General features: G+C 70.9%; 14 protein-coding genes. 7 read left to right on the top strand and 7 right to left on the bottom strand.

What is annotated here, in order from left to right:
• The first annotated feature begins 68 nt into the window (after positions 1-68).
• The 4 genes from LN251_RS03800 to LN251_RS03785 are packed head-to-tail and all read left to right on the top strand — an operon-like array spanning position 69 to position 5,272.
• Positions 69-1,679, top strand: coding sequence for a glycoside hydrolase family 13 protein (locus LN251_RS03800; protein WP_458243076.1), 1,611 nt, complete (start codon positions 69-71; stop codon positions 1,677-1,679).
• A gap of 60 nt (positions 1,680-1,739) precedes the next feature.
• The gene (locus LN251_RS03795; RefSeq protein ID WP_458243075.1) at positions 1,740-3,068 is read left to right on the top strand and encodes an ABC transporter substrate-binding protein; all 1,329 of its coding nucleotides are present in this window, start codon (positions 1,740-1,742) and stop codon (positions 3,066-3,068) included.
• Between the two features lie 6 nt (positions 3,069-3,074).
• Positions 3,075-4,436 (top strand): carbohydrate ABC transporter permease, encoded by a 1,362-nt coding sequence (locus LN251_RS03790; RefSeq protein ID WP_458243074.1) that lies wholly within the window; start codon positions 3,075-3,077, stop codon positions 4,434-4,436.
• Positions 4,433-5,272: a carbohydrate ABC transporter permease gene (locus LN251_RS03785; RefSeq protein WP_458243073.1), complete on the top strand. Its 840-nt coding sequence runs from the start codon at positions 4,433-4,435 to the stop codon at positions 5,270-5,272. The genes LN251_RS03790 and LN251_RS03785 overlap by 4 nt, the downstream gene beginning before the upstream one ends.
• 38 nt (positions 5,273-5,310) lie before the next feature.
• Here LN251_RS03785 and pgl read toward each other — a convergent pair whose 3' ends face one another.
• The 5 genes from pgl to tkt are packed head-to-tail and all read right to left on the bottom strand — an operon-like array spanning position 5,311 to position 12,008.
• Positions 5,311-6,117: a 6-phosphogluconolactonase gene (gene pgl / locus LN251_RS03780; RefSeq protein WP_458243072.1), complete on the bottom strand. Its 807-nt coding sequence runs from the start codon at positions 6,115-6,117 to the stop codon at positions 5,311-5,313.
• Positions 6,114-7,229 carry a glucose-6-phosphate dehydrogenase assembly protein OpcA gene (gene opcA, locus LN251_RS03775; RefSeq protein ID WP_458243071.1) on the bottom strand — a complete coding sequence of 372 codons (1,116 nt, stop codon included), beginning with the start codon at positions 7,227-7,229 and terminating at the stop codon, positions 6,114-6,116. The genes pgl and opcA overlap by 4 nt, the downstream gene beginning before the upstream one ends.
• On the bottom strand, positions 7,226-8,764 hold the full coding sequence (gene zwf / locus LN251_RS03770; RefSeq protein ID WP_458243070.1) for a glucose-6-phosphate dehydrogenase: 1,539 nt from the start codon (positions 8,762-8,764) through the stop codon (positions 7,226-7,228). Before zwf ends, opcA begins: the two co-directional genes overlap by 4 nt.
• Positions 8,765-8,768: 4 nt before the next feature.
• On the bottom strand, positions 8,769-9,887 hold the full coding sequence (gene tal, locus LN251_RS03765; RefSeq protein ID WP_458243069.1) for a transaldolase: 1,119 nt from the start codon (positions 9,885-9,887) through the stop codon (positions 8,769-8,771).
• Positions 9,888-9,920: 33 nt separating this feature from the next.
• On the bottom strand, positions 9,921-12,008 hold the full coding sequence (gene tkt / locus LN251_RS03760) for a transketolase (protein ID WP_458243068.1): 2,088 nt from the start codon (positions 12,006-12,008) through the stop codon (positions 9,921-9,923).
• A gap of 380 nt (positions 12,009-12,388) precedes the next feature.
• Between tkt and LN251_RS03755 the strand changes: the two genes are divergently transcribed.
• From LN251_RS03755 to LN251_RS03745, 3 genes are all read left to right on the top strand, one after another.
• Complete coding sequence (locus LN251_RS03755) at positions 12,389-13,342, top strand: heme o synthase (protein WP_362991076.1); 954 nt, start codon at positions 12,389-12,391, stop codon at positions 13,340-13,342.
• Between the two features lie 93 nt (positions 13,343-13,435).
• Positions 13,436-13,768: a hypothetical protein gene (locus LN251_RS03750; RefSeq protein WP_458243067.1), complete on the top strand. Its 333-nt coding sequence runs from the start codon at positions 13,436-13,438 to the stop codon at positions 13,766-13,768.
• Between the two features lie 104 nt (positions 13,769-13,872).
• Positions 13,873-14,979 (top strand): amidohydrolase family protein, encoded by a 1,107-nt coding sequence (locus LN251_RS03745; RefSeq protein ID WP_458243066.1) that lies wholly within the window; start codon positions 13,873-13,875, stop codon positions 14,977-14,979.
• 10 nt (positions 14,980-14,989) lie between these two features.
• Here LN251_RS03745 and LN251_RS03740 read toward each other — a convergent pair whose 3' ends face one another.
• On the bottom strand, positions 14,990-16,000 hold the full coding sequence (locus LN251_RS03740) for a COX15/CtaA family protein (protein WP_458243065.1): 1,011 nt from the start codon (positions 15,998-16,000) through the stop codon (positions 14,990-14,992).
• 56 nt (positions 16,001-16,056) lie between these two features.
• Entirely contained in the window at positions 16,057-16,773 is a 717-nt protein-coding gene (locus LN251_RS03735) for an ABC transporter permease (protein ID WP_458243263.1), read from the bottom strand.
• Positions 16,774-16,892 lie beyond the last annotated feature (119 nt).

The following is a 16,892-nucleotide window of genomic DNA, read 5'->3' as shown; positions in this document are numbered from 1 at the left end:
GGCAACTCGGCAGTAGCTTCTGTTCTTGTCGTTGACACCCGCGCGACGCGCCTACATAACATGCATGCATGTTGAGTAAGTACCGCTGGTGGCATGACGCGGTGATCTATCAGGTGTACGTCCGCAGCTTCCTGGACAGCACCGGCGACGGCGTCGGCGATCTCGCCGGGGTCAGGGCGGGGCTGCCGTACCTGAAGAAGCTGGGCGTCGACGGGATCTGGCTGAGCCCCTTCTACCCGTCCCCGCAGCACGACCACGGCTACGACGTGGCCGACTACTGCGACGTCGACCCGCTCTTCGGCGACCTCGCCGAGTTCGACCTGCTGATGGCCGACGCCCGGCGGCTCGGCGTCAGGGTGCTGCTCGACATCGTGCCCAACCACTGCTCCAGCGAGCACCCGTGGTTCCGCGAGGCGCTGGCGGCCGAGCCCGGCAGCGCGGCCCGCGCCCGCTTCCACTTCGCCGACGGCCGCGGCCCCGAGGGCGCCGAGCCGCCCAACAACTGGCACTCCATGTTCGGCGGCCCCGCCTGGACCAGGGTCGGCGACGGCCAGTGGTACCTGCACATGTTCGCCTCCGAGCAGCCCGACTGGAACTGGCGCAACCCCGAGGTCGGCGCCGAGTTCGACCGGGTGCTGCGCTTCTGGCTGGACCGGGGCGTCGACGGCTTCCGCATCGACGTGGCCGCGGGCCTGTTCAAGCACCCCGCCCTGCCCGACTCCGACGACCCCGAGGCCGACGCCCGCACCCGCGACTCGGTCAACCCGCTCGCCTGGAACCAGCCCGAGGTGCACGAGGTGTGGCGGCACTGGCGAGCCGTCTGCGAGGAGTACACCGACCGGGACGGCCGCGAGCGACTGCTGGTCGGCGAGGTGTCGGTGCCCACGGCCCGCGAACACGCCCTCTACGTCCGGCCCGACGAGCTGCACCAGGCCTTCTTCTTCGACCTGCTCAGCGCCCCCTGGGACCCGGGCGCCTTCCGCAAGGTCATCTCCGAGGCCATGCAGGACATCGCCGGCACCGGCTCCACGGTCACCTGGGTCCTCAACAACCACGACCAGGTCCGCACCGTCACCCGCTACGGAGAGCCCGCCACCGAGGGCAGCGGCCTCGGCGCCGCCCGCGCCCGCGCCGCCGCGCTGCTGATGCTCGCGCTGCCCGGAGCCGCGTACATCTACCAGGGCGAGGAACTGGGCCTGCCCGAGGTCGTCGACCTGCCCGACGACGTGCTCACCGACCCGATCTTCCGGCGCACGGGCAGCCGGGCCCGCATCCGCGACGGCTGCCGCGTCCCGCTGCCGTGGTCCGGACAGGCCTCGCCCTTCGGCTTCACCTCCGGCGCCGAGACCGCCCGCCCCTGGCTGCCGCAGCCCTCCTACTTCGCCGAGTACGCCACCGACCGCGCCCTCGCCGACACCCGATCCTTCTGGCACCTGTACCGCGACGGCCTGCAACTGCGGGCGTCCCTGCCCCAGTTGGGCGAGGGCACGCTGCGCTGGCTGGACACCCCGCCCGGCGTCCTCGCCTTCGAGCGCGGCGACGGCCTGGTCTGCGCCGTCAACTTCGGTACGGCGCCCACACCCGCGCCGGTCTCCGGCACCCCGCTGCTGTCCAGCGGCCCCTGCCCGGCCGGGGTCCTGCCCGGCTCCACGGCCGCCTGGTGGCTCGCCGACCTCTGAACCGCGGCATCTCCAACCTGACCACTCGTCAGTTACTTACCCCTGAAAGGGACATCAACGATGATGCGACGACGTACCACCCTGCTCACCGGCTGCACCGCCCTCGCCCTCGCCCTGGGCGCGACCGCCTGCGGAGGCGGCGGCCCGGTCTCCGCGGGCGGCGGCGACAAGGCCCTCGGCGGTCAGACCGTCACCGTGGCCGGCGTGTGGACCGGCAGCGAGCAGAAGAACTTCCAGAAGGTCCTCGACGCGTTCAGCGCGAAGACCGGCGCCAAGACGCAGTTCATCTCCACGGGCGACAACGTCTCCACCGTCGTCGGCAGCAAGATCGAGGGCGGCAACGCCCCCGACGTCGTGATGGTCCCGCAGGTCGGCGTGTTGCAGCAGTTCGCCAAGAAGGGCTGGCTCACCCCCCTCTCGTCCACCACCGAGAAGGCGGTGGACGCCGGCTACGCCCCCGTCTGGAAGAAGTACGGCAGCGTCGACGGCCGCCTGTACGGCCTCTACTTCAAGGCCGCCCACAAGTCGACCGTCTGGTACAGCCCCGACGCCCTGAACCAGGCCGGCGTCAAGCCGCCGAAGACGTACGACGACATGCTGAAGGCCGGCCGCACCGTCTCCGACTCCGGGCTCGCCGCGTTCTCGGTCGCCGGCCAGGACGGCTGGACCCTCACCGACTGGTTCGAGAACATCTACCTCTCCCAGGCAGGTCCCGAGAAGTACGACGCCCTCGCCGCCCACAAGCTGAAGTGGACGGACGCGAGCGTGGTGAAGGCGCTGGGCACGCTCGGCAAGCTGTTCAAGGACAAGCAGCTGGTGGCCGGCGGCCAGAAGGAGGCCCTGAACACCGACTTCCCCGGCTCGGTGGAGAAGGTGTTCGGCCCGAAGCCCGAGGCGGGCATGGTCTACGAGGGCGACTTCGTCGCCGGGGTCGCGCACGACCAGTTCGGCAAGACCATCGGCACCGACGCGAACTTCTTCCCCTTCCCCGCGGTCGACGGCGGCAAGGCGCCCGTCGTCAGCGGCGGTGACGCGGCCGTCGTCCTGAAGGACGGCAAGAACGCCAAGGCCGGCATGAAGCTCCTGGAGTACCTGGCCACCCCGGAGGCCGCGGCCGTGTGGGCGAAGGCGGGCGGCTTCCTGTCCCCGAACAAGAAGCTCGACCTCGCCCAGTACGGCGACGACGTCACCCGCGCCACCGCCAAGTCCCTCGTCGCGGCCGGGGACACGGTCCGCTTCGACATGTCCGACCAGGCGCCGGCGGCCTTCGGCGGCACCAAGGGCGCGGGCGAGTGGAAGCTGCTGCAGGACTTCCTGCGCGACCCGTCCGACCCGAAGGGCACCGCGGCCCGCCTGGAGACCGCGGCGGCCAAGGCGTACCAGGGCTGACGCGCCATGACCGCGACCCTGGTGAAAGAGACGAGCCCGCCCGCCGCCGGCCTGGTCGAGCGCGCCCGGCGCTCCCGGCGGCGGGCCCGCATCGTCGCCCTGCTCTTCGTCTTCCCGGCGCTGCTCCTGCTCGGCGCGCTGGTCGTCTACCCGGTGCTCTTCTCGATCGGCCGCAGCTTCTTCGACGCCTCCGGCACCCGCTTCGTGGGCGGCGACAACTACGCCGAGATGTTCCGCGACCCGGCCACTCTCAAGGCCGTCCGCAACACGGCCATCTGGGTCGTGGTCGCCCCGGCCCTGCTGACCGGCCTCGGCCTGATCCTCGCCGTGCTGGTGGAGAAGGTGCGCTGGGCCACGGCCTTCAAGCTGCTGCTGTTCATGCCGATGGCAGTGTCCTTCCTGGCCGCCGGCATCATCTTCCGCCTCGCCTACGACCAGGACCCGGACAAGGGCGTCCTGAACGCCGCCGTGGTCGGCGTGCACGACACCTTCGCGGGCACGTCGCACTACCCGACCGCACGGGTCCGCCCGAACCAGGGCCTGACGGTGGGCAAGGACGGCTCGTACCGCACGAGCGCGACCGCGAAGCCCGGCGGCTCGGTCAGCCTCGGGCTGGTCGGCGTCGCGCCCAAGGATCTGCCGGGCGGCGCCCGGCCCGCCTACCCGGCGGCCCACCGCACGGCGGCCGCCGACGAACTGCGCGGCGTCGTCTACCTGGACTTCACGCCCGGCGGAGGAGGCCGGCCGGGGACGGTCGACCGGCGGGAGAGCGGGCTGCCGGAGATGAAGGTCGAGGCGGTGCGCGACGACGGGAGCACCGCCGCCGCGACGACCACCGCGGCCGACGGCTCCTTCCGCTTCACCGGTCTCACATCGGGCTCGTACACGGTGAAGCTGCCGGCCTCGAACTTCGCCCCGCCCTACCAGGGCGTCTCCTGGCTCGGGCCGGCGCTCGTGACGCCCGCGATCATCGGGGCGTACGTGTGGATCTGGACGGGATTCGCGATGGTGCTGATCGGGGCGGGACTGTCCGCCCTTCCCCGGGACGCGCTGGAGGCGGCGCGGATGGACGGGGCCAACGAGTGGCAGATCTTCCGCCGCATCACCGTCCCGCTCCTCGCCCCCGTCCTCACCGTGGTGTTCGTGACGCTGCTGATCAACGTGATGAAGGTCTTCGACCTCGTCTACATCATCGCGCCCGGCGACGTGGCGGAGGACGCCAACGTGCTCGCCACGCAGATGTGGCTGGTGTCCTTCGGCGGCGGCAACAACCAGGGCCTGGGCAGCGCGCTGGGCGTCCTGCTCCTGCTCCTGGTCGTGCCCGCCATGGTCCTCAACGTCCGTCGATTCCGAAGGAGTCAGCGATGAACGCGGTGCGGCGCGGTCTGTCCAGCGGTCTGGTGCAGGCCTTCCTCGTCCTGATCGGCCTGGTGTGGCTGACACCGCTCGCGGGGCTGTTCGTGTCCTCGCTGCGGTCGTCCGAGGACTCGGCGAGCAGCGGCTGGTGGACGGCGTTCACCAGTCCCGGCCAGCTGTCCTTCGACAACTACTCGGCGCTGCTGAGGAACGCGGGCATCACGCAGGCGTTCTGGAACACCGTGCTGATCTCGGTCCCGGCCACCGTCCTCGTCGTCGTCCTTGCGGCACTCGCCGGATACGCCTTCGCCTGGCTGGACTTCCCCGGACGCGAGGCCGTCTTCCTGGTCGTCGTAGCCCTGTTGGTGGTGCCGGTCCAGATCGGCCTGCTGCCGGTCGCCAAACTCTTCGGCGAACTGGGGCTGTTCGGCACGATCCCGGGCGTGGTGCTCTTCCACGTGGCGTACGGACTGCCGTTCGCGGTGTTCCTGCTGCGCAACTACTTCGCCGAGATGCCGAAGGAGATGCTGGAGGCGGCGAGGATGGACGGCGGCAGCGAGTGGCGCATCTTCACCCGGCTGGTCCTGCCCGTCGGCCGCCCCGCGATCGCCTCGCTGGCCATCTTCCAGTTCCTGTGGGTGTGGAACGACATGCTGGTCGCCCTGCTGTTCGCGGACCCCTCGTCACAGCCGCTGACCGTGGAACTCCAGTCACAGATACGGCAGTTCGGCAGCAACATCGACGTCCTGGCCCCGGGCGCCTTCGTGTCGCTCGTGGTCCCGCTGGTGGTCTTCTTCGCCTTCCAACGGCACTTCGTGCAGGGCGTGATGGCCGGTTCCGTGAAGTGAGGCGGTGGGGGCCGCCGAGGGCGGCCCCCACCGCGTGCTCACGGCGACGCCGGTGGGTACAGCGACCTCGGGAGCTGGGAGGCGGCCGCCGCGTCCAGCAGCCACAGGGTGCGCTGCCGGCCGCGGGCGCCCGCCGCCGGGGCCTGGATCTCGCCCGCGCCGGACAGGGCGATCGCCGCGGCCTCCGCCTTGTCCTCGCCGGCCGCGAGCAGCCACACCTCGCGGGCCGCCCGGATCGCGGGCAGCGTCAGCGTCACCCGGGTCGGCGGCGGCTTGGGGGAGCCGTGGACGCCCACCACCGTGCGGTCCGTCTCGCGGACGGCCGGCAGCTCCGGGAACAGGGACGCCACGTGCGTGTCCGGGCCGACGCCCAGCATCAGCACATCGAAGGTGGGCACGGCGCCCCCCGCGGCGGTAGCCGCTGATGTCCACGTCTCCGGGCCCGCGGCACGGGCCAGTTCCTCCGCGTAGGCCTCCGCCGCCGCGTCGACGTCGGAGCCGAACGGGCCGTCGGATGCGGGCATGGCGTGCACGCGCTTCGGGTCCAGCGGGACCGCGTCCAGCAGGGCCTCGCGGGCCTGCGTGACATTGCGGTCCGGGTCGCCCTCGGGCAGGAAGCGCTCGTCCCCCCACCACAGGTCCAGCCGGCCCCAGTCGATCGCGTCCCGCGCCGGTGCGGCGGCGAGGGCGGCCAGCAGGCCGTTGCCGTTGCGGCCGCCCGTGAGGACCACGGACGCGGAGCCCCGGGAGGACTGCGCGTCCACGATCTTCGTGATCAGACGGGCCGCGGCGGCCTGCGCCATCAGATCCTTGTCGTGATGCACGACCAGCTGCGGAGTGCTCACTCGGCCGCCGCCTTCTTCGACTCCTGCTTCACCGGCTCCTCCGCCGCCGCTTCCTGTGCGGGAGCTTTCGCAGCGTCCTCGACAGGCGTTTCGACGGCGACGGGTTCTCCGGTGCCGGGCTCTCCGGGGGCATCGGCGACCGGCTCTCCTTTGGGAGCCGGGTCCCGAAAGGGAGCCGCCGACGCCGGCGCGTGCAGCCGCTCCACCCCGAACCGCAGCGCCGACGCGTACGTGTCGTCCGGGTCGAGCCGCCGCAGCTCCTCCGCGATCAGCTCGGCCGTCTCGCGCCGCTTCAGCGCCACCGCACGGTCCGGCTGGCCCTGGATGGACAGGGTCGCGAGCGAGCCGTCCGCCCGGTCCAGGACGATCGGCCCGCTGTCGGTGTGCATGCGCACCGCCGTCAGGCCGGGGCCGCCGGACAGCGACCGCTTCACGGGCACGTCGAGGCGGTCCGCCAGCCACATCGCCAGCAGCTCGCAGCTCGGGTTGAACTCCTCGCCCTCCACCTCGACGGCCTCCACCTCGCAGGTGACCTGGTCGAGAGCGGCGGCCAGCATCGAGCGCCACGGCGTGATGCGGGTCCAGGACAGGTCGGTGTCGCCCGGCGTGTAGGTGTCGGCGCGGGCCGCGAGCTCCCGCACCGGCTGCTCGGCGGCGTAGGTGTCCGTCACCCGGCGCTGGCCGAGGGCGCCCAGCGGGTCGCTGGCCGGGTCGAGCGGCGCGTTCACCGGCCACCAGACGACGACGGGCGCGTCCGGCAGCAGCAGGGGCAGCACGACGGACTGCGCGTGGTCGGCGATCTCGCCGTACATCCGCAGGATGACCGTCTCGCCGGTCCCCGCGTCCGCGCCCACCCGCACCTCGGCGTCCAGCCGGGACGACGTGCGGTCGCGGGGGGTGCGCGAGACGCGCTTGATGACCACGAGCGTGCGCGAGGGGTGCTCGCGCGAGGCGTCGTTCGCGGCCTTCAGCGCGTCGTACGCGTTCTCCTCGTCCGTCACGATGACCAGCGTCAGCACCATGCCGACGGCGGGCGTGCCGATGGCCCGCCGCCCCTGCACCAGTGCCTTGTTGATCTTGCTGGCCGTGGTGTCCGTGAGGTCTATCTTCATGGCCGGCGCCAGCTCCGTCCGTCTCGCTCGAGCATTTCGTCCGCCTCGACGGGACCCCAGGTGCCGGACGGGTACTGCGCGGGCTTGCCGTTCTCGTCCCAGTACTGCTCGATCGGGTCGAGGATCTTCCAGGACAGCTCGACCTCCTCGGTGCGCGGGAAGAGGTTCGAGTCGCCCAGCAGCACGTCCAGGATCAGGCGCTCGTACGCCTCCGGGGAGGACTCGGTGAACGACTCGCCGTAGGCGAAGTCCATCGACACGTCCCGGATCTCCATGGAGGTGCCCGGCACCTTGGAGCCGAAGCGGACCGTCACGCCCTCGTCCGGCTGGACGCGGATGACGATCGCGTTCTTGCCGAGCTCCTCCGTCGCCGTGTGGTCGAAGGGGGAGTGCGGCGCCCGCTGGAAGACGACCGCGATCTCGGTGACGCGGCGGCCGAGGCGCTTGCCGGTCCGCAGGTAGAAGGGGACGCCCGCCCAGCGGCGGTTGTCGATCCCCACCTTGATGGCGGCGTAGGTGTCGGTCTTGGAGTTGGCGTCGATGCCCTCCTCCTGGAGGTAACCGACGGCCTTCTCGCCGCCCTGCCAGCCCGCCGCGTACTGCCCGCGCACGGTGTCGCGGCCCAGGTCCTTCGGCAGCCGCACGGCCCCGAGCACCTTGGTCTTCTCCGCGGCCAGCGCGTCCGCGTCGAAGGAGGCCGGCTCCTCCATGGCCGTCAGGGCCAGCAGCTGCAGCAGGTGGTTCTGGATGACGTCGCGGGCGGCGCCGATGCCGTCGTAGTAACCGGCACGGCCGCCGATGCCGATGTCCTCGGCCATGGTGATCTGCACGTGGTCCACGAAGGACCGGTTCCAGATCGGCTCGAACATCGTGTTGGCGAAGCGCAGCGCCAGGATGTTCTGGACGGTCTCCTTGCCCAGGTAGTGGTCGATGCGGAAGACCTGGTCCGGGGCGAAGACCTCGTGGACGACCTTGTTGAGCTCCTCGGCCGACTTCAGGTTGTGGCCGAAGGGCTTCTCGATGACGGCGCGCCGCCACGAGCCGCCGCTCTGGTCGGCCAGGCCGTGCTTCTTCAGCTGCTGGATGACCACCGGGAAGGAGCGCGGCGGCACCGACAGGTAGAAGGCGAAGTTGCCGCCCGTGCCCTGTGCCTTGTCGAGCTCCTCGATGGTGGAACGCAGCCGCTCGAACGCGTCGTCGTCGTCGAAGGTGCCCTGGACGAAGCGCATCCCCTGGATGAGCTGCTGCCAGACCTCCTCGCGGAACGGCGTGCGGGCGTGCGCCTTGACGGCGTCATGGACCTCGGCGGCGAAGTCCTCGTTCTCCCACTCGCGGCGGGCGAAGCCCACCAGGGAGAAGCCCGGCGGCAGCAGACCCCGGTTCGCGAGGTCGTACACGGCGGGCATCAGCTTCTTGCGCGACAGGTCGCCCGTGACGCCGAAGATGACCAGGCCCGACGGCCCCGCGATACGCGGGAGCCGTCGGTCCGCGGGGTCACGAAGCGGGTTCGCTCCGGAACCGGAAAGAGGAGCCAAGGTCTCAGCCCTCCGAGGGGGCGAGGCGCTCCAGCTCCGCCTCGGTCGACTTCAGCAGGTCGTTCCAGGACGCCTCGAACTTCTCGACGCCCTCCTCCTCCAGCAGCTGCACGACCTCGTCGTACGAGATGCCGAGCTTCTCGACGGCGTCGATGTCGGCGCGGGCCTGCTCGTACGTCCCGGCGATGGTGTTGCCGGTGATGGAGCCGCCCTCCTCGGTGGCGTGCAGGGTGGCCTCCGGCATGGTGTTCACCGTGTTCGGCGCCACCAGGTCGTCGACGTACAGGGTCGGCTTGTAGGCCTTGTCCTTCACGCCGGTGGAGGCCCACAGCGGGCGCTGCTTGCGGGCGCCCGCGTTCTCCAGCGCCGACCAGCGGTCGGAGGAGAAGACCTCCTCGTACGCCTGGTACGCCAGACGCGCGTTGGCGACGGCGGCCTTGCCGCGTACCGCCTTGGCCTCGTCGGTGCCCAGCTCGTCGAGGCGCCGGTCGATCTCGGTGTCGACGCGGGAGACGAAGAAGGACGCCACGGAGTGGATCTTCGACAGGTCCAGGCCGCGCTCCTTGGCCTTCTCCAGGCCGGACAGGTAGGCGTCCATGACCTTGCGGTAGCGCTCCAGGGAGAAGATCAGCGTGACGTTGACGCTGATGCCGAGGCCGATGGTCTCGGTGATCGCCGGGAGGCCCGCCTCGGTGGCCGGGATCTTGATGAGCGTGTTGGGCCGGTCCACCAGCCAGGCGAGCTGCTTGGCCTCGGCCACCGTGGCCTTGGTGTTGTGGGCCAGACGCGGGTCGACCTCGATCGACACGCGGCCGTCCTGGCCGTCGGTGGAGTCGAAGACCGGGCGCAGGATGTCGGCGGCGTCGCGGACGTCCGCCGTCGTGATCATGCGGATGGCCTCTTCGACGGTGACCTTGCGGGCGGCGAGGTCGGACAGCTGCTGGTCGTAGCCGTCGCCCTCGGAGATCGCCTTCTGGAAGATCGTCGGGTTGGTGGTGACGCCCACGACGTGCTGCTGGTCCATCAGCTCGGCGAGGTTGCCGGACGTGATCCGCTTGCGCGACAGGTCGTCCAGCCAGATCGCCACGCCTTCTTCGGAGAGGCGCTTGAGTGCGTCTGTCATGGAATTACATCTCCTACGTGTCGTATACGGGCGTCAGCGCTGGGCGGCGGCGAGGGATTCCCGGGCCTGGGCGGCCACGTTCTCGGCGGTGAAGCCGTACTCCTGGAAGAGCACCTTGCCGTCGGCGGAGGCACCGAAGTGCTCCAGGGAAACGATGCGGCCGGCATCCCCCACGTACTTGTGCCAGGTCAGACCGATACCGGCCTCGACCGCGACCCGCGCCCTCACGCTCGGCGGCAGAACGCTGTCCCGGTACCCCTGGTCCTGCTCCTCGAACCACTCCACGGACGGCATGGACACGACCCGCGTCGGCACCCCGTCGGCCTGCAGCGCCTCGCGCGCCTCGACGGCGACGTGCACCTCGGAACCGGTGGCGATCAGGATGACCTGCGCGTCGCCGCCCTCGGCCTCGAACAGGACGTAACCGCCCTTGGCGGCGTCGTCGTTGGGCTCGTACGTCGGCACGCCCTGACGCGTGAGCGCCAGTCCGTGCGGGGCGCCCTTGCCGTACTCCTTGGTCCAGCGCTTGAGGATCTCGCGCCAGGCGATCGCGGTCTCGTTGGCGTCGGCCGGACGGACGACGTTGAGGCCGGGGATGGCGCGCAGCGAGGCCAGGTGCTCGACCGGCTGGTGGGTGGGGCCGTCCTCGCCGAGACCGATGGAGTCGTGCGTCCAGACGTAGGTCACCGGCAGGTGCATCAGCGCCGACAGCCGGACGGCGTTGCGCATGTAGTCGGAGAACACCAGGAAGGTGCCGCCGTAGACACGGGTGTTGCCGTGCAGGGTGATGCCGTTCATCTCCGCGGCCATGGAGTGCTCGCGGATGCCGAAGTGCAGGGTGCGGCCGTACGGGCTCGCCTCCGGCAGCGGGTTGTCCGCCGGCAGGAACGACGACGTCTTGTCGATGGTGGTGTTGTTGGAGCCGGCGAGGTCCGCCGAGCCGCCCCACAGCTCCGGGATCACCGCGCCGAGCGCCTGCAGCACCTTGCCGGACGCGGCACGCGTGGCGACGCCCTTGCCGGGCTCGAAGACCGGGAGCTTGTCCTCCCAGCCGGCCGGCAGCTCGCCCTTGCTGATGCGGTCGAAGTCGGCGGCGCGCTCGGTGTTGTTCTCACGCCACAGCTGGAACGACTTCTCCCACTCCGCCTTCGCCTCGCGGCCGCGCTCCAGCGCCTGCCGGGTGTGCTTGATGACGTCGTCGGAGACCTCGAAGGTCTTCTCCGGGTCGAAGCCGAGGACACGCTTGGTGGCGGCCACCTCGTCGTCGCCGAGCGCCGAGCCGTGGGCGGCCTCGGTGTTCTGCGCGTTCGGGGCGGGCCAGGCGATGATCGAGCGCATCGCGATGAACGACGGCCGGTCGGTGACCTTCTTCGCGGCCTCGATCGCGTTGTAGATGGCGTGCGGGTCCAGGTCGCCGTCCGGCTTGGGGGCGATCCGCTGCACGTGCCAGCCGTACGCCTCGTAGCGCTTGACGGTGTCCTCGGAGACGGCCGTCTCGGTGTCGCCCTCGATCGAGATGTGGTTGTCGTCCCACAGCAGGATCAGGTTGCCGAGCCTCTGGTGGCCGGCCATCGAGGACGCCTCGGCGGAGATGCCCTCCTGGAGGCAGCCGTCACCGGCGATGCAGTAGACGAAGTGGTCGAAGGGGGACTCGCCCTGCGGGGTCTCCGGGTCGAACAGACCGCGCTCGTAGCGGGCGGCCATCGCCATGCCCACGGCGTTGGCGACACCCTGGCCCAGCGGGCCGGTCGTCGTCTCGACGCCCTTGGTGTGGCCGTACTCCGGGTGGCCGGGCGTCTTCGAGCCCCAGGTCCTGAAGGACTTCAGGTCGTCCAGCTCCAGGCCGAAGCCGGCCAGGTAGAGCTGCGTGTAGAGGGTCAGGGACGAGTGGCCGGCGGACAGCACGAAGCGGTCGCGGGCAACCCAGTCCGGGTCGGCCGGGTCGTGCCGCATCACCTTCTGGAAGAGGGTGTACGCGGCGGGCGCCAGGCTCATGGCCGTACCCGGATGGCCGTTGCCGACCTTCTGTACGGCGTCGGCGGCCAGGACGCGGGCGGTGTCCACGGCCCGCTGGTCCAACTCGGTCCACTCGAGGTCTGTGGTGGTCGGCTTGGTGCTCACCCTGAGTCAGGGCTCCTCTCCACATGTCACGCATGTCGAATGCCGGCGCACTGGACGCCCACCGGCCGTTGTCGAGCCTACCCCTGTAAGAACGTGCATTTTTTCGAGTCATCCCAGACTGCCGGGACTGCGCGGCATCCGCCTCCCGACTGGGCTGTACGGCATTTGGCAACTGAATACGCAGCCGCTCATCTGACTGCTCAATCGAGCTCGCGTACGACCGTCTGCGGGCCCCGTCGCCGCCCCCGTCACGGCCCCCGTCCAACACGAGCCCACCCCCGCGAAGGCCGGGGTATGGGCAACGTCTACAGTGGCGTGGTACGCGCGAGCCTTTACCCGTGCTTCACACGGGCGGGGCTCGCTGGGATGTCTCTGTAGGGGTGTGCGTGACGGCCGTCGAATCCCGTCCAGCGGGGGTAATCGGTGCGAGCGAGAGCCCGCGTCACCGGCCGTTCGGGGCCCGTGTCAAGGCGTTCGTGGCGCTGACCAAGCCGCGGATCATCGAGCTCCTGCTCATCACCACCGTTCCGGTGATGTTCCTCGCCCAGCAGGGTGTGCCGGACCTGACGCTGGTGCTGCTGACCTGCGTGGGCGGCTACTTGTCGGCGGGCGGCGCCAACGCGCTGAACATGTACATCGACCGCGACATCGACGCGCTGATGGACCGCACCTCGCAGCGGCCGCTGGTCACCGGCATGGTGAGCCCACGCGAGTGCCTCGCCTTCGGCGTCACCCTGGCGGTCGTCTCCACGCTGCTGTTCGGCCTCACCGTCAACTGGCTGTCGGCCTGGCTCTCCCTCGGCGCGCTCCTCTTCTACGTCGTCGTCTACACGATGATCCTCAAGCGCCGGACCTCGCAGAACATCGTGTGGGGCGGCATCGCGGGCTGTATGCCCGTGCTGATCGGCTGGTCGGCCGTCACCGACTCCCTCTCCTGGGCCCCGGTCGTCCTGTTCCTGGTGATCTTCTTCTGGACTCCGCCGCACTACTGGCCGCTGTCGATGAAGGTGAAGGACGACTACGCGCGCGTGGGCGTGCCGATGCTGCCGGTCATCGCCTCCAACAAGGTCGTCGCCAAGCAGATCGTGATCTACAGCTGGGTGATGGTGGCCGTCTCCCTGCTGCTCACCCCTCTCGGCTACACGGGCTGGTTCTACACCCTGGTCGCCCTGGCGGCGGGCGGCTGGTGGCTGTGGGAGGCGCACGCGCTGCAGACCCGCGCGAAGGGGGAGGCGACCGGCGCCAAGCTCAAGGAGATGCGCCTGTTCCACTGGTCCATCACCTATGTGTCGCTGCTGTTCGTGGCGATCGCGGTGGACCCCTTCCTGCGCTGACGCCCCCTGTGACGCCCGACGGGCGGGGTGCGTGGCCAAGGCCACGCACCCCGCCCGTCGCCGTTTGATCTACTCGTCGGTAGCATCCTGGCCATGGCAGACACGCAGCAGGTTGACGCGAAGGCCGAACGCAAGGTGGCGAGGCTCGCCAAGCGGATCGGCGCCTTCTCCAAGGCGCACGGCGGAGCCGAGGGGCAGGTGGCCCACATCGGCGAGCGCGGGGCGCGCATCGTCCTCGTCGGCGAGGACGGCGGCTGGGGCGACCTGGTGGCGCCCTCGTACGCACTCGCCGAGAAGGCCCTCCAGAAGGCCGGCATCACCGTCCACGAGGACTTCGACGGGGAGTTCGCGGCGAAGGTGCGCACCGGGCGGTACGAGTGGACGCGGATGGCGGGGATCCAGCTGGGCGGCCCCGCGAACGCCTGACCTCTTCCGGCGATTTCGCACGGGGTGTGTCGCACCAACACCTCTGACCGGTTCACCCGTTAGGACCTGTTAAGGAGCAACGGTCCAGTAAACGGAGATCCCGGATGATCGAAACGCCGTCCCTCGTGGACCAGTACTGCCACGGTGTACTGAGAACCGAACTGGGCCTCGGCACCTTCGAGGCCCAGCTGGCCCGAACCGAGGGCCCGCCCGCCCCGGGCACCACGCTCTTCGACACCCAGACGGGTTTCGCCGTACGGCGCTGGTGCCCGCCCCTGCTGGGCATGGAACCGCACTGCCATCCCGCCCGCTATCTCGCCCGCCGTCGTGAACTCGGCGTGCTGGAGGTGGGCCGCAGGCTCCTGCGCGGCAGCGGCATCACCACATATCTGGTCGACACGGGCCTGCCGGGCGACCTCACCGGGCCGGACGAACTGGCCTCCACGAGCGCGGCCGACGCGCGGGAGATCGTCCGGCTGGAATTACTGGCCGAGCAGGTCGCCGACACCTCCGGCACCGTCGAGTCCTTCCTCGCCAACCTCGCCGAGTCGGTGCACGGCGCCGCCGCGGGCGCGGTCGCCTTCACCTCCGTCGCCGGCACCCGCCACGGTCTGGCCCTGGCGCCCGAGCCGCCGGGACCGGGGGAGGTGCGGGGCGCGGCGGGCCGCTGGCTGTCCGGCCGCCGGGTCGGCGGCCAGCTGAGCGACCCCGTCCTGCTGCGGCACCTGCTGTGGATCGCGGTCGGCTCCGGCCTGCCGCTCCAGCTCCACGCGGGGCTCGGCGAACCGGGCCAGCGCATCGACCGCACCGACCCGGTGCTGCTCACCGACTTCGTCCGCGCCACGGCCGGCCTCGGCACGGACCTGGTCCTGCTGCACGGCTACCCCTACCACCGGCACGCCGCCCACCTGGCGGGCGCCTTCCCGCACGTCTACGCCGACTCGGGCGCCGCCCTGGTGCGCACCGGCGCCCGCGCGGCGACCGTGCTCGCCGAGATCCTGGAGCTGGCGCCCTTCGGCAAGATCCTCTTCTCCAGCGGGGCCCAGGGGCTGCCCGAGCTGCACGTGGTGGGCGCCCGCCTGTTCCGCGAGTCGCTCGGACGGGTGCTGGGCAGCTGGGTGGCCGAGGGGGCGTGGTCGCTGACGGACGCCCAGCGGGTCGCGGGGCTGGTGGCGGCGGGGAACGCCCGGCGGGTGTACGGGCTGGAGTGAGCGGTCCGGCCTAGGCGCGTGTGCCGACCGTCATCTCGGCCGAGGGCCCCGGCAGGTCGGCCACCACCTCCGGCCGCTCGCGCAGCGCCAGCAGCACCCGCAGCACGCCGATCCACACCAGGCAGGAGCCGAACATGTGCAGAGCGACCAGGGCCTCGGGGAGCTTGGTGAAGTACTGGACGTAACCGATGACGCCCTGGCCGAGCAGGATCAGGAAGAGCTCACGGGTGCGGGCGAGGGGGGCCGCGGGCGCGTCGACCGCCTTGAGGACGAACCACAGGGCGAACGTCAGCGTCACCACGATCCAGGCCAGCACGGCGTGCAGCTTGCTGACCGTCTCCCAGTCCAGCGGCATCCGCTCGACCTCGCGGCTGTCACCGGCGTGCGGGCCCGCGCCGGTGACCACCGTGCCGACCGCGATGAGCAGCACGGCGGCCAGCACCAGGAACCACACCATCTGCTGCACGGGCTTGCCGACCAGCGGCCGGGGCGCCCCGTCGCCCTCGCGGGTGCGCTGCCACATCACCACGGCCACGGCGATCAGGGCGGTGGAGAGCAGGAAGTGCGCCGCGACCGTGTACGGGTTGAGGCCGACGAGCACGACGATGCCGCCGAGGATCGCGTTGCCCATCACGATCCAGAACTGCGCCCAGCCCAGCCGGGTCAGACTGCGCCGGAACGGCTTCTGCGAGCGGGCGGCGACGATCGCCCAGCCGACGGCCGCGCACAGCACGTACGTCAGCATGCGGTTGCCGAACTCGATGACGCCGTGGAAGCCCATCGCACTGGTCGTGGTGAGCGAGTCGGCGGTGCACTTCGGCCAGGTCGGGCAACCGAGCCCGGAGCCGGTCAGGCGCACCGCGCCGCCGGTGACGACGATGACCACCGACATGACGAGCGCGGACAGGGCCGCCCGCCGGACCGTCCGGGGATCCGGGGTCCAGCGTGCGGCGATGAAGGCGAGCGGGTTGCGCACGGCCGCGAGGGCGTCGGCGGGGGTCACGTTTGGCACGGCACCCATGGTAGGCCGCCGCTTGTGCACGCTTTCACGAGGGTCCACGACCCCTCACCTTCCTGCTACTCCCAGCGGAAGAACGTCCCCGCCGCGGCCAGCCCCGCGACCGCCCACACGGCCAGGATCCCCAGGTCGCCCCACGGCATGCCGGCGCCGTGCTGCAGCACGTCCCGCAGGCCGTCCGACAGGGCGGAGATCGGCAGCAGGCCCAGCACGTCCTGCGCTCCCTGCGGGAACTTGTCGAGCGGCACGATCACCCCGCCGCCCACGAGCAACAGCAGGAAGACCAGGTTGGCGGCGGCCAGGGTCGCCTCGGCCTTCAGGGTGCCCGCCATGAGCAGCCCCAGGCCCGAGAAGGCCGCCGTGCCCAGGACGAGCAGGAGGACGACGGCGAGCGGGTTCCCGTGCGGGGACCAGCCGAGGGCGAAGGCGATCACCGTCAGCAGGATCACCTGCAGGACCTCCGTGACCAGCACCGACACCGTCTTCGCGGTCATCAGGCCCCAGCGAGGCAGCGGCGAGGAGGCGAGGCGCTTGAGGACGCCGTAGCGGCGCTCGAAGCCCGTGGCGATCGCCTGGCCGGTGAAGGCGGTGGACATGACCGCCAGCGCGAGGATGCCGGGGGTGAGGAAGTCCACGGCCTCGCCCGCGCCCGTGTCGACGATGTCGACGGAGCTGAACAGGACCAGCAGCAGGGTCGGGATCACCACGGTGAGCAGCAGCTGCTCGCCGTTGCGCAGGAGCATCTTCGTCTCCAGCGCCGCCTGCGCCGCGATCATGCGGGGCAGAGGGGCCGCGCCCGGCTTCGGGGTGTAGACACCAGTGCCCACGGTCGTCACGAGCGCAGCTCCTTGCCTGTGAGCTCAAGGCTGTGTCGTCCCGGGGGACAACCCCCGGA

Source organism: Streptomyces sp. MAI_2237 (assembly GCF_054189285.1).
The sequence above is the reverse complement of the archived record's forward strand: the minus strand, read 5'-3'. Positions and strand labels throughout refer to the sequence as shown.

Coding starts and splice junctions, on each gene's coding strand:
- LN251_RS03745 (WP_458243066.1), top strand. CDS start 13,873: ATGATCGAAACGCCGTCCCTCGTGGACCAGTACTGCCACGGTGTACTG.
- LN251_RS03735 (WP_458243263.1), bottom strand. CDS start 16,773: ATGATCGCGGCGCAGGCGGCGCTGGAGACGAAGATGCTCCTGCGCAAC.
- opcA (WP_458243071.1), bottom strand. CDS start 7,229: ATGAAGATAGACCTCACGGACACCACGGCCAGCAAGATCAACAAGGCA.
- LN251_RS03740 (WP_458243065.1), bottom strand. CDS start 16,000: ATGGGTGCCGTGCCAAACGTGACCCCCGCCGACGCCCTCGCGGCCGTG.
- LN251_RS03750 (WP_458243067.1), top strand. CDS start 13,436: ATGGCAGACACGCAGCAGGTTGACGCGAAGGCCGAACGCAAGGTGGCG.
- tal (WP_458243069.1), bottom strand. CDS start 9,887: ATGACAGACGCACTCAAGCGCCTCTCCGAAGAAGGCGTGGCGATCTGG.
- LN251_RS03795 (WP_458243075.1), top strand. CDS start 1,740: ATGATGCGACGACGTACCACCCTGCTCACCGGCTGCACCGCCCTCGCC.
- LN251_RS03785 (WP_458243073.1), top strand. CDS start 4,433: ATGAACGCGGTGCGGCGCGGTCTGTCCAGCGGTCTGGTGCAGGCCTTC.
- LN251_RS03800 (WP_458243076.1), top strand. CDS start 69: ATGTTGAGTAAGTACCGCTGGTGGCATGACGCGGTGATCTATCAGGTG.
- LN251_RS03790 (WP_458243074.1), top strand. CDS start 3,075: ATGACCGCGACCCTGGTGAAAGAGACGAGCCCGCCCGCCGCCGGCCTG.